General features: G+C 46.7%; 13 protein-coding genes. 10 read left to right on the plus strand and 3 right to left on the minus strand.

All coding sequences use genetic code 11. The features are described from left to right. Positions 1 to 382: 382 nt before the first annotated feature. The gene (locus ACFQZT_RS26075; protein WP_379304718.1) at positions 383 to 2,050 is read right to left on the minus strand and encodes a glutamine--tRNA ligase/YqeY domain fusion protein; all 1,668 of its coding nucleotides are present in this window, start codon (positions 2,048 to 2,050) and stop codon (positions 383 to 385) included. An 84-nt stretch (positions 2,051 to 2,134) separates the two neighbouring features. Between ACFQZT_RS26075 and ACFQZT_RS26080 the strand changes: the two genes are divergently transcribed. Then, positions 2,135 to 3,364, plus strand: coding sequence for an aminopeptidase (locus ACFQZT_RS26080; protein ID WP_379304720.1), 1,230 nt, complete (start codon positions 2,135 to 2,137; stop codon positions 3,362 to 3,364). Between the two features lie 62 nt (positions 3,365 to 3,426). Here ACFQZT_RS26080 and ACFQZT_RS26085 read toward each other — a convergent pair whose 3' ends face one another. Together ACFQZT_RS26085 and ACFQZT_RS26090 are read right to left on the minus strand one after the other, a co-directional pair. Further along, positions 3,427 to 3,597 carry a hypothetical protein gene (locus ACFQZT_RS26085; protein WP_379304722.1) on the minus strand — a complete coding sequence of 57 codons (171 nt, stop codon included), beginning with the start codon at positions 3,595 to 3,597 and terminating at the stop codon, positions 3,427 to 3,429. A gap of 76 nt (positions 3,598 to 3,673) precedes the next feature. Further along, positions 3,674 to 4,501 carry a hypothetical protein gene (locus ACFQZT_RS26090; protein WP_379304724.1) on the minus strand — a complete coding sequence of 276 codons (828 nt, stop codon included), beginning with the start codon at positions 4,499 to 4,501 and terminating at the stop codon, positions 3,674 to 3,676. A gap of 152 nt (positions 4,502 to 4,653) precedes the next feature. Between ACFQZT_RS26090 and ACFQZT_RS26095 the strand changes: the two genes are divergently transcribed. From ACFQZT_RS26095 to ACFQZT_RS26135, 9 genes are all read left to right on the plus strand, one after another. Then, entirely contained in the window at positions 4,654 to 5,592 is a 939-nt protein-coding gene (locus tag ACFQZT_RS26095; RefSeq protein ID WP_460872406.1) for a helix-turn-helix transcriptional regulator, read from the plus strand. A gap of 74 nt (positions 5,593 to 5,666) precedes the next feature. Further along, positions 5,667 to 6,167 carry a DinB family protein gene (locus tag ACFQZT_RS26100; RefSeq protein ID WP_379304726.1) on the plus strand — a complete coding sequence of 167 codons (501 nt, stop codon included), beginning with the start codon at positions 5,667 to 5,669 and terminating at the stop codon, positions 6,165 to 6,167. Between the two features lie 26 nt (positions 6,168 to 6,193). After that, positions 6,194 to 6,679 (plus strand): GyrI-like domain-containing protein, encoded by a 486-nt coding sequence (locus tag ACFQZT_RS26105; RefSeq protein WP_379304728.1) that lies wholly within the window; start codon positions 6,194 to 6,196, stop codon positions 6,677 to 6,679. 89 nt (positions 6,680 to 6,768) lie between these two features. Beyond that, a complete protein-coding gene (locus ACFQZT_RS26110) occupies positions 6,769 to 7,719 on the plus strand; it encodes a hypothetical protein (RefSeq protein ID WP_379304730.1) in 951 nt (316 codons plus the stop codon). A 682-nt stretch (positions 7,720 to 8,401) separates the two neighbouring features. Next, positions 8,402 to 9,283: a putative RNA methyltransferase gene (locus ACFQZT_RS26115; protein WP_379304732.1), complete on the plus strand. Its 882-nt coding sequence runs from the start codon at positions 8,402 to 8,404 to the stop codon at positions 9,281 to 9,283. A gap of 500 nt (positions 9,284 to 9,783) precedes the next feature. Further along, on the plus strand, positions 9,784 to 10,437 hold the full coding sequence (locus tag ACFQZT_RS26120) for a TetR/AcrR family transcriptional regulator (protein WP_379304734.1): 654 nt from the start codon (positions 9,784 to 9,786) through the stop codon (positions 10,435 to 10,437). Positions 10,438 to 10,508: 71 nt separating this feature from the next. Then, positions 10,509 to 10,994, plus strand: coding sequence for a hypothetical protein (locus tag ACFQZT_RS26125; protein WP_379304736.1), 486 nt, complete (start codon positions 10,509 to 10,511; stop codon positions 10,992 to 10,994). Positions 10,995 to 11,032: 38 nt separating this feature from the next. Further along, on the plus strand, positions 11,033 to 11,446 hold the full coding sequence (locus ACFQZT_RS26130; protein WP_379304738.1) for an SRPBCC family protein: 414 nt from the start codon (positions 11,033 to 11,035) through the stop codon (positions 11,444 to 11,446). A 143-nt stretch (positions 11,447 to 11,589) separates the two neighbouring features. Continuing rightward, positions 11,590 to 12,285 carry a DUF421 domain-containing protein gene (locus ACFQZT_RS26135; RefSeq protein WP_379304740.1) on the plus strand — a complete coding sequence of 232 codons (696 nt, stop codon included), beginning with the start codon at positions 11,590 to 11,592 and terminating at the stop codon, positions 12,283 to 12,285. Positions 12,286 to 12,405: the final 120 nt, after the last annotated feature.

The following is a 12,405-nucleotide window of genomic DNA, read 5'->3' on the forward strand; positions in this document are numbered from 1 at the left end:
GTTACGGTACCCAAATTTCCTTACCGTTTGATTTTTCGTAATGATGGGCAATTGAAAAACGAAACACAAAATAAAAACACTAACGGTTTGCAAATGCAGACACGTTAGTGTTTTTTATGCGCCGATACTGGCAGCCCATGGGCTTTGCAGGAAAAACTCCCGCTAATTTCGTCCACAGATCGATTTTTCACTATTTAACCGGAAAACCTACCGTTAGTTTCAAGCAATTCAGCGCTTTCCTCCAAATCACCCTACATTAGTTGGAGGTTTTCCCGTTATTTACATTCCTTCAACGAAATCGGCTAAATTAGCAGGAGATTTTCCCGTTACCTGACGCCTCATCCGCTAACAGCCAGCATCCTGACTAATCCTTGCTATTACTTTACACCTCAAACGAGCTCTTGAGCGAAACAATCAGGTTGAACACCAGACGATCGTCTGTCGTATATTTCGGGTCCACGTTGAAATAGCCGTGGCGGAAAAACTGGAATTTATCATGAGGCTTCGCCTGCTTCATGTTCTCCTCAACAAAGCCTTGCACGATTTGCAAGGAATTCGGGTTGAGGTTCTCGAGGAACGAAGCTCCTTCGTTCTCTTCGTCATCCAAGATCAGCGGCTCATACAGGCGGAACTCCGCCGGCACAGCACTTTTCGCGTCCACCCAGTGGATCGTGCCTTTCACTTTACGGCCGGTGAAGCCGCTGCCGCTTTTCGTTTCCACATCGTACGTGCAGTGCAGTTCCACGACTTTGCCGTTCTCATCCTTGATAAAGTCATTGCACTTAATGAAGTACGCATTCTTCAGCCGCACTTCGTTGCCGGGAAATAACCGGAAATATTTGTTCGGCGGGTTCTCCATGAAGTCGTCCTGCTCGATGTAAATCTCTCGGGAGAACGGAATTTGGCGGGATCCCATTTCCGGATTCTCGGAATTGTTCTCCGCATCCAGCATCTCCACTTGATCCTCCGGATAGTTGGTGATAACCACCTTAAGCGGATTGAGAACGCCCATCGTGCGCAGCGCCTTCAGCTTCAGATCCTCGCGGATGAAGTGGTCGAGCATTTTCGCATCCACAACGCTGTAGCTTTTGGCAACGCCGATCTCGCGGCAGAAGTTGCGGATCGCTTCCGGCGTAAAGCCACGGCGGCGAAGACCGGAAATCGTCGGCATGCGCGGATCGTCCCAGCCGTCAACCGCTTTCTCGTCGACGAGCAGCTTCAGCTTTCTTTTGCTCATGACCGTATTGGTCAGATTCAAACGCGCGAACTCGTACTGTCTAGGTACGTTCGGCATTTCACATTCGCGAATAACCCAGTCGTAGAAAGGACGTTGGTCTTCGAACTCCAATGTACAGATGGAGTGAGTCACGCCTTCAATCGCATCCTCGATCGGATGGGCAAAAGCGTACATCGGGTAGATGCACCATTTGTCTCCGGTATTATGGTGATGCGCATGAACGACACGGTAGATGACCGGATCGCGGAAATTGATATTCGGCGAGGACATGTCGATTTTCGCGCGAAGTACGCGTTCGCCGTCCTTGAACTCACCCGCGCGCATGCGCTCAAATAACGCAAGATTCTCCTCCGCGCTGCGTCCGCGATACGGACTTTCTTTGCCCGGCTCGGTCAACGTGCCGCGCGTATCACGGATTTGCTCCGCAGTTTGATCGTCGACATAGGCTAGCCCTTTACGGATCAACACTAATGCACGATTATACATCTCTTCAAAATAATCCGAAGCAAAGAACAGACCGTCCCACTGAAACCCGAGCCATGCGACGTCGGCCTTAATGGATTCAACATATTCCGTATCTTCCTTGACCGGATTCGTATCGTCAAAACGGAGGTTCGTCAAGCCTTTGAACTCATCCGCCACCTCAAAATTCAGACAAATCGATTTCGCATGACCAATATGAAGGTATCCGTTCGGCTCCGGGGGAAATCGGGTGATCACCTGGCTGACTTTGCCTGTTTTCAGATCTTCGTTTACAATGTTCTTAATGAAATTCGATGGAGTGCTTGTTGCTGTGGCGCTTTTCGTTTCCATTGGTTTCCAGCCTTTCTCCCGCGGGTTAAAGTTTTATTTTCTATCATACACTAAATCTTACTGAAATATAAAGGAGCTAGCGTGATGAAGACATTCGAACAGTATCTGGATCAATATGCAGAGCTAGCAGTGAAAGTAGGATTAAACGTTCAAAAGGATCAAACCGTGGTCATTATGACCCCGATTGCCTGCGCCGATTTTGTGCGTAAAATTACGAAAAAAGCCTATGAAGTCGGGGCCAAAGACGTCGTCATCGACTGGGATGACGATGAAGTGAAGGCACTGCGCCTGAAGCACGCGCCGGAGTCCACGCTTCGCGAGTATCCGATGTGGCGGGCGAACGGGCTGGAGGAGCTTGCCAAAGGCGGCGCAGCCTTCCTGCAGATCTACGCGCCGAACTCGGATTTGCTCAAGGATGTAGACCCGGAACGGGTCGCCATCTCCGGCAAAGCAGCCGCCACGGCGCGTGAAGGGTTCCTGAAATATTTGCGCAGCAATCAGGTGAACTGGTTGATGGTTTCATACCCGACGGCAGAATGGTCCGCCAAGGTGTTCCCGAACCTCAGCGAAGAGGAACGCATTCAGAAGCTGTGGGAGCAGATTTTCAAGCTTACCCGTGTCGATGCGGAAGATCCGGTTGCGGCATGGAATGCGCACGTTCAGAACTTGACCGGCAAACAAGAAATGTTGAACGGCAAAAGATTCAAACAGCTGCACCTGCAAGCGCCGGGCACCGATCTTTACATCGAGCTCGCGCCCAAGCATCTTTGGGTTGCTGCCGGCAGCACGACGGACAGCGGCATCTTCTTCCTCCCGAACATGCCGACAGAGGAAGTGTTCACGATGCCGCTTCGTAACGGTACGAACGGCACCGTTCGCAGTACGCTTCCACTGAGCTACCAAGGTTCCCTGATTGACGGCTTCTCCTTGACGTTCGAGAACGGCAAAGTCGTGAAAGCGACCGCCGAAGTCGGCCAAGAAGTGCTGAACAAGATGCTGGATATGGACGAAGGCGCCCGCTATTTAGGCGAGGTTGCACTCGTACCTTATGACTCGCCGATTTCGCAGTCCGGCATCATTTATTACAATACTTTATTCGACGAAAATGCTTCTTGCCACGTAGCGCTAGGTAATTCCTATCCGTTCACCATCGAAGGCGGAACGGCAATGAGTCCCGAAGAACTGGCCGAGAACGGCTATAATAAAAGCTTGATCCACGTCGATTTTATGATCGGCTCCGCCGAGATGGATATTGACGGCATCACCGCTGACGGTACCCGCGAGCCTTTGTTCCGCAAGGGCAATTGGGTATAAAGCACCGACTGCACAACAAAGCCCGGTCCAATTGGAACCGGGCTTTGTTTATTTATCCTCTTTTATGATTCATCTTCAGACCTACTGTTGGCCGATTGATTTCCTTGGAATGCCTTTGCCGCTTCCTCTGCGGAAAACTCCGTATCACTTGCGCCTGGGACAGGTAATTTGTTTAGCTCCGTAGACTGAACGGCCGCTTTTGATGCCTGAGCCTGATTCTCTTGATTGGACACATCGACACCTCCTTCCTAAAAATAACAGCAACGTATAGACTCCCCGAGTATGAATAATTTTATACAACGGCGATTTTTAATGATGCCCTCCATGACTAGGCTCCAAGGTTTTGTTGACGGAAGAGCCTTTCAGCACCCACTTGCCATCCTTCCACTTCCAGATGGAGTTCGCGTAACCGATGGTATCGGCGTTAGCGATGCCGCTAATCCGCTGAACGCCTCTCAGCTCGCAGACGCCGTCGCGCTCGACAACGATAGGTTGCAGCGCGCCAAACGGATGGACGTCAACGATGATCGGTTTAACCACCTTGCCATCCTTGTACACGCCGAAGCGATCGTAATCCTCTTTCTTGTCTTTGATGTCGATTTTGTAGGATTTGCCGGTTTCCTTCAGTTTCAACTTGACGACGTAATTGTTCTTGAACGTTGCAGTCACGTGGAGCGGATCGGGGAGCGGAATCGCCGTCGGCACGTTATCCTTAAGCGAATAGAGATAGTAATTAGATAGACCGCCGCTGCCCCCGGTTTCGGCCGACACATAAATCTCAGGCAATTTGTTCCCGTCAAAATCGCAGAACATCATCCGTGGATTGTAGCCGCCTTCCAGCGGAATCACCACCTGATTTTGCCCTTGGCCTGAAACGACAATGAATAATTTGGCGTAGTACGGGCTTGAGCTGTCCATCTTCGTGCCCACCAAGGAGACCGTGTCCAGCTTACCGTCGCCGGTGACATCGATCTCCCGGGCTTGCAGAAGCTGCCCCTGCGACGCATTCGGCCCTGGAGACGGCAACTCATCGTTTCCTTCAGCTACAGCTAAGCCCGCTCCCCACAAGGATAAGCTGCTCAATAGCAAGGTGATCGCCGCGGTATGCAGGACAGTTTTTGCGATTTTTCTAAACAAAGCGCCCACTCTTTTCGTCTGGAATTTAAAAGCGAGCTTATTATTTCATTTTTTTCCATAACCTATGCGGAGCAGGCATTGACCCCGAAAGGATTTCGCCCTTAATAATCGAAAATAGGTTTAAGAATAAATGAATGGATGAGGTGCTTTGTTTGAAAATTGACCGATTGCTGGCGATTACGATGCTTCTGTTAAACCGGAGACGAATAAGCGCAAAGGAGCTTTCCGACCGTTTTGAAGTATCCATGCGCACCATATACCGGGACGTCGAGGCGATTAATCAGGCCGGCATACCGGTTGTTTCATATGCAGGGAATAGCGGCGGCTATGAGATTATGGATCAGTTCCGGCTGGATCGACAATTTCTGTCTTTAGAGGAGCTCCAATCCATTATTGTCGGGTTAAAAGGGATCCGTTCCACAGTCGGCGACCAAGAGGTCAGCGGGCTGCTCGATAAAGTCGGCGCACTCATGGCCAAATCCGAGCAAAACAACGTCGCTGCCATGAGCAATCAATTGATCATCGATTTGAACCCATGGCGCAGCGGAGACGCCGAAAAGGAAAAACTCAATCACCTGCGCACCGCAATCCGCGAATCGCGTCTCGTTTCCTTTCAATATACAACTTCACAGAGCGAAGTCTCTGTGCGTACCGCGGAACCTATGGGAATCGTCGTCAAAGGATTCGGCTGGTATTTGTACGGATTTTGCTTACTCCGTCAGGACTATCGCGTTTTCCGTCTTTCTCGCATGAAGGAGATTGAAGTGTTAACCCGAACGTTCGTGCAAAAAGAGCAACCGGTCGAACAGCTCCGCTGGGAGCATAAAGATTTGTCCGCTTGCGTCAAGCTCGTGCTGCATATACAGCCGAACATGCGCGCTCAAGCCGAGGACTATTTCCAGGCGGATCAAATCGCTGAGCAGCCTGACGGCTCGCTGCTTGTTACCGCCATTCAACCGGATGAGCCTTGGCTTCATGGGATGCTGCTCAGCTATGGTCCTGGTTTGCGAATCTTGGAGCCGACCCATATCGCTGAGATCATCAAAGATAAAGCACAAAAAATCGTAGACATGTATGCCATCCAAACCTGACAATACGTTGTCAGTGGGGCTTGGTTATAGTAGGAGATGAAGTTAATTAACTAACTCTTAGGAGGAATCCCCTTATGTTCACGACAATTCAAGCCTTTATTGACGAATGGAGTTACGAATCTAAAGCTACTCAGCGTGTACTGGACACGCTCACTGACGCATCCCTCAAACAGCGCATCGCGCCTGATTTCCGCACACTTGGACAATTGGGCTGGCATATTGCCACCACCACCCATGAAATGCTGTCCCGCACCGGTCTTAAGTTCGAAGCGCCTGAAGGCGAAGAGCTTGCGCCGGACTCTGCGCGGACCATCGCTGAAACGTACCGTCATGCAGCTGCAGGGTTGACTGACGCAATCCGATCCCAATGGACGGATGCCTCCTTAGCGGAAACCGTTGATATGTATGGTGAAATGTGGCCCAACGGCTTGACGCTTCGCATCCTCATCTCCCACGAGATCCACCATCGGGGCGAGATGATCGTCTTGATGCGCCAAGCCGGTCTGCGGGTGCCGGATATTTACGGTCCTACCCGGGAGGATTGGCTGGATCGCGGCATGCAGCCGCTCGTGTAAACGACTTGGGCTAGCGAGGAGCGATTATGATTAACCCAACCTTTGTACATCTAAAAGAATTCCAAGTCATAGGCATTTCGACCAGAACTTCCAACGCCCTAGAAGCCGGCGGACACGGATCTATTCCGAAGCTATGGGAAAGCTTTTATCAGCAGCAAATAAGCCGGAAAGTTCCCAATCCAATGCCGGATAGCCCAACTTTTGAGGTATACACAGATTATGAGAATGGCGTCACTGGCGCATACAACGTGTTAATTGGATTAAAGGCGGCTGACACCGCAGATGTGCCGGCCGGTCTCGCTGCAACATCGATTCCCGCTGGGACATATGCGATCTTCACAACCGAAAAAGGCCCCATTTTTCAAAATGTGCCTGCCTGCTGGGCAGCCATTTGGGAATTTGTGGAGCAGGGGGGCATCGAGCGTGCTTACACGGGCGACTTCGAGCTCTACGATGAAAGAGCCAGCAACCCGCAGGAAGCCGTTGTGGATATTTATATTGCGGTTAAGTAAGCGAAGTGGCTGTCTTGATAGTTCGCAATGCGCAACGAACTGAATCTCCAAGTATTTTTAATGACAGTCATTGCAGGAGGCAAATGGAATTGAATATTCCACGCAGAATTTCTAAAAGTCGCTTTGAAAAAGCAAAAACATACATAATGTCAAAAGGGCGAGAACTAGAGCGCGCTCGGTTCGAATTCGAATTTGAAAATGGGAGCAGGGAAAGTGTTATTGCACGGCTTCAAACATTTCAAAATGTGGACGGTGGATTCGGACATGGCATAGAGCCTGATTTTTGGTTGCCACATTCATCACCAATGGCCACATGGGCTGCAGGGCAAATCCTAATGGAAATAAACGCGGACATTAATGAACCAACAGTTGGGTCGATGATTGGCTACTTGACAAACACAAATGACATTAAAACAGGAATGTGGGACTCCGTGCTGCCTAAGAATAACGATTATCCACATGCTCCTTGGTGGCATTGGCATCCGGGTGTTCAGGAAAAATGGATGTTTAATCCCAGTGCAGAACTTGCTGCTTTTCTTATTCATTGGTCTCCCGAGAAAAGTGAAGCTGCGGAATTAGGTTGGAACTCAATCCAAAAGGCAGTAACACATCTAATGAGCAGAGCTGAAATGGACAGGCATGAAATTAACAATTTTCAGCATTTGCTTAAAATAATAAAGCCCCATGAAGCCATTTTGAGTGTCAGAATTCAATATTCATTGAATGACGTTTCCGAAAAAGTTATGGAGTTAGCGGAACAAAGTGTTGATAAGGATGCATCCACATGGACAGGAGGCTATAAACCTCTCCCGCTTGATTATATTGACGGACCCGACCATCCACTATGCGAAAGATTCGGTTCATTGGTAGAACAAAATCTCAATCTTTTTGTTGAACAAATGTCTGAAGAAGGAATTTGGGACATTTCGTGGGGGTGGTCAGATTTTCCGGAACAATTTCGAGTTGCAAAGAGATATTGGAAAGGCATTCTGGCCGTTAATCGCTACAAGCAACTCAGGGCATTTGGCTATTTGGAATAGACATTGTTCAACTCACGGATACGATAGTTGAACAAGCAAGGGAGCAGTTCGCCACGCCGGCGGCAGCTCCCTTTTTCATTGGCGGGCAGTTTTGTTTAAGCTAGTGAAACTAACGGAGAAGGATTGTCCAAAATAGGGATCAGATTGCCGCGGGCCGGCTGCTGTTCCTTTTATATTGAAGTAACGGGCAGGATAATGGTCGGTCTAATATTTATATACACCAGTTTGTTCAAGGAAGTGAAAATAATGAATCTACCTTATAGAGTTGGATATTTATTAACAATACTCTGGATTATCTTGATTGTTTATGGTTTTATAAATTTTGATTCAGATAATGAAAGTAATAAGATTTTTATTGTTTTGTTTTTTGTTTTTGCCGGGCTAATTTTATTCCCAATTTACTTCATAACTGTTTATCTGTATTACCGCATTATTAAGAAAACATCATGAGTTAGCGTAACGGGCAGTCTTCACTAATGCTTTTTCACATAAGTGAAACATGTTAAGATAAAAGTGCTTTAAAGCAATGCATGAGGGAGAGTTTAACTATGATCATCCAATTCATTCGTTATAGGTAATGTAAGGTGCAGATCACATAACCCTGCATTTTTTTAAAAATTGCTAGGGCTTATTTGACTGTGCCTTTTTTCATTCACCTAATACGAATGAAGGGGTGCTTTTTGTGTTCCAAAAAAATAAAAAGTTGATTAGTGCTGAGAAAATTGAAAAGTATCAAGAGATATTTAGATGCCCATTGTGTAAAAAAACGATGCAAGGGATTAATTTCCAAAGTTTAGTTTGCAGCAATCAGCACTGTTTTGATATAGCAAAGCATGGATACGTTAACCTATTGTCCCGAGGTAGTAGTACTAAATATGATAAAAAAATCTTCGAGTACAGAAGATTACTCAGCAATAGTGGCTTATTTAATCCCTTACATGTCGCGGTAAGTAAAATTATAATGAATCAACACGCAAGCAATGAACTTATAAGTATACTGGATGCAGGTTGTGGAGAAGGGTCTCACTTAAATAACATACAGTTAGAAATAAATCAGAAAAATCCCAACGCTCTATTAGCTGTAGGAATCGATATTTCAAAAGAGGGAATTAGTATTGCCGCAGCTAGATATTCAAATGCGATCTGGTGTGTCGCTGACATTGCAAACTGTCCATTTGCAAGTAAGCAATTCAAATACATTTTAAATATTCTTTCACCGGCAAATTATTTAGAATTCCAGAGATTGATTAGTGATAATGGTTTGGTGGTTAAAGTCGTCCCTGACCAGGATTATCTAATAGAATTAAGAGAAATCTTTTATAAGGGGTCAGATAAACAGGTTTATTCAAATTCTCTTACAACTAGCCACTTCAACGAACAGTTCAAGGTATTAGATGTTGAGAGCATTCGATATCAAGTAAACCTGAGTGAACCCTTAATCGAACCATTGCTAGGTATGACGCCATTATCCTGGGGATCTTCTAAGGAGCGCATAGAAAAAGTTTTACAGATGAATCTGAAACAAGTCACTATGGACTTTAAAATTTTGATTGGTAAGAAATGAATCACATGATTAGATCTTTAAACGGAGTACTATAGTTTAAACATGACAAGGCTGCCAGCTCGATTGGCAGCCTTGTTGGACTAACTGGCAGTACAGTTGAACGGAATAAGTATGGTAAAGTTATCGAAACAAGAACGAATCTGTATGAATTATCGAACAGAATTATACTCTTTTCTTAAAAAAGCACTAATCTGTATGAATTTTCACACAGAATTATGGAATTTGCTGTTTAAAAGGTATTTATGTATGATTTTTCGAACATATCCTTCGTTCAAACCATGATTGCGCTTCTAATACTTTATTTTCTTTGATATTTGACTGACTTAACGCTGCTGTGAAAAGTTGGATGTCGGTTGTAAGAATTCTGGAAACGGAATACCTAAGAAAACTATTGTATCTTTTCCAATGAATTCAGAGGGAACCCGCGGTTGACAATCCGGATCATTGTTCTCTATAATTTCGACTAATATCAAAGTCAAAATAAAAGGGTGAGTACTGTCATGTCTCCTCGTACTAGAGAACAAAATGAAGCCATTCGGAAGCAGCGTAAACAAGAAATTTTACAGGCTGCTATTCGTGTTTATGTCGATAAAGGCTACGCTGCGTCTGAGATGGGGGATATTGCGGATCAAGCCGGGCTTGCGCACGGGCTGGTTTACTATTATTTCAAGAATAAGAAGACTTTGTTCCGTGAGCTTTATGAATATATGATGGAGGAATCCAAGCGCTATACGAGGACCTACTTTGAGCAAGAGGGGTCTGCGTTCGAGCTATTCTACGGTTATGCACGTATCGTTTGTGAACGCGTTATGGAAAGCCCGGTAACCCAGCGGTTTTACATGCGGATCAGCTTGGATTTGCATCACTTGTACGCGCCTGAAGAGTTTTCTCCATTCGAGTGGGTGAAAAACTTCATGAATCCGATGACTCAAGCCATTGAAAAAGGCATCACGCAAGGCACAATTCGGCAAGGTGACGCTAGTCTGATGGCGATGCAATTCTGGGGGTCCGTGTCCCAGGGAATGAATTATTTGGATCAGGTTCAGCAAGAACTTATAGCAGAAGGAATTTCGGAAACAGGGCTGAAAGAGCAGTTGAAGAAGGTTCTGGTTCAGGTGGTCGAATCGTCCGTGTCTTTATTTAGGCCACACTAAATTTTTTTACTTTTTATATTGACTTATAACTCAATCAAAAATATGATGACAGTAAGGAGAGTGATTTGATTATGGTAGTGGAAATGGATCGAAAGGATTGGGAGTCATTTGGGGATGTGGAACTCTTTATGTCGTGCATGGAGCCGACCGTTCTACAAGTTCGCGGGAAAGATCCTGCAGTGAAGTCGCAGGTGATCTCACAACTGAATAGCGGGCAACAAGCATTGTTCATGTTTAGACTCCTGTACCCTGCAACGAATTCAGCAGTTGATTATTATTCATGGATATCGTACTTGCTCGAACAGCCTAATTACTGGGTTGGCATCATCGATGGTTTGCGATTTTTTGGTGATACCTCTATGATACGACTGCTTGAGGAAACCGCTGGGATACTCAAAGCTAGGACTAATGAGATTAGTTCCGAAGACAAAATTGAGCTTCAAGCAAAAATCACTCCTTTATTTGAAAAGTTTCAAAATACCGTTCCCGATTATTTACAACAAATCAGTTCGTACATCCGATCCAACCCAGAGGAATTTGTTCAATTCAAAAACTAGGCGTTAAGTTCAATAAGATGATAGAAGGAGTAAAGTGAATGGCTACTATTCGCAAAGAAATCATCATTGAGGCCAAACCCGAGCAAGTGTGGGATGCGGTACGCGACGTCGGCGCGGTCCATCGGCGATTCGTTCCCGGCTATACCGTTGATACACACCTGGATGGTAATAACCGAATCCTTACCCTCCCTAACGGTGGAACCGTGCGTGAACTTATCGTTAGCCTGGATGATGAAGCACGTAGGCTGGCGTATGCAGTGGTCGAGGGGCGTATGCCACTTGAGCATCATCATGCTACTTTCCAGGTCTTGGCCGAGAGCGACAGCTGCAGTCGGCTTGTCTGGATCACCGATTTTCTGCCCAATGAGCTGGCCACAGAAATCCGGATGCGCGTAGATCGGGGAGCCGAAGTTATGAAGCAAACGATCGAGGCAGCAGTTAAGAATGGATAGCCGTGCGGCGAATTCCAGCTCGCAAGCCGAGCAGTTCCAAGACGAATAAAAACATAAATAACCGGGCACGTTAATTGGGCTTTTCCAATACAAGCCAGGGTGTGACAGCAATGGATTTCTTCCACAACCAGGAATCACTTACAATGATCCAATGGATTCTGCGTGCGGTTATCGGTTATTTGTTTTTGCTTATCGCGACAAAGCTGATGGGGCAGCGTTCCATTTCGCAGCTTCGCTTTCTTGACTTCACCACAGCTCTTATCTTAGGCGACATTATTGCCAATCCGCTCTCAGATGCACATGTGGGCTTATCCGGACCCATGATCACAACCACCGTACTCGTAGTGCTCTATCTCTTGACTTCGTGGTTGAGCCTGAAGTGGAATGCCCTCAAGCATTTCTTGGATCCGGCGCCAATCACACTCATTCAAAACGGGCAGATCCGTATGAGCAACCTGTCCAAAGCGAAAATATCCTTGGACCACCTGTTCTCCGAGCTGCGCAAACAGCAAGTCGAAAATATTCAGAAAGTCGCTCTTGCCCTTTGGGAACCTGGCGGGACGATCTCAATTTTCGTAGCACCTCAGCATCAACCGGCGACTGCCGCCGATATGAACGTACGTACAGCAGCATTCTCTCTTGTACGACCGATCATCATTGAAGGCACCCCCAACCAAAAGGTTCTCCGTCAGCTTGGCAAAGACAACAAGTGGCTAAAAGCCAAGTTACGCGCTATGCATCAAGAACGCAAGGTGGCGCTGGCCACGATTGATGATCATGAGCAGATCCGCGTCTACAAGCTTTCGACCGATGAAAAAGGCGAACAATCTCTATCCTAAACGATACGATACCAGCTACACAAAGGTATGAGCTCGGAGCTATAAGCGCACCTTATCAGTAATTAAGTAGGAGGGGGCGGCTAGCCCCCGACCTCTTACACCACCGTACGTACCGTTCGG

This window comes from Paenibacillus sp. GCM10027628, from assembly GCF_042676385.1.
Lineage (GTDB): Bacteria > Bacillota > Bacilli > Paenibacillales > NBRC-103111 > Paenibacillus_E.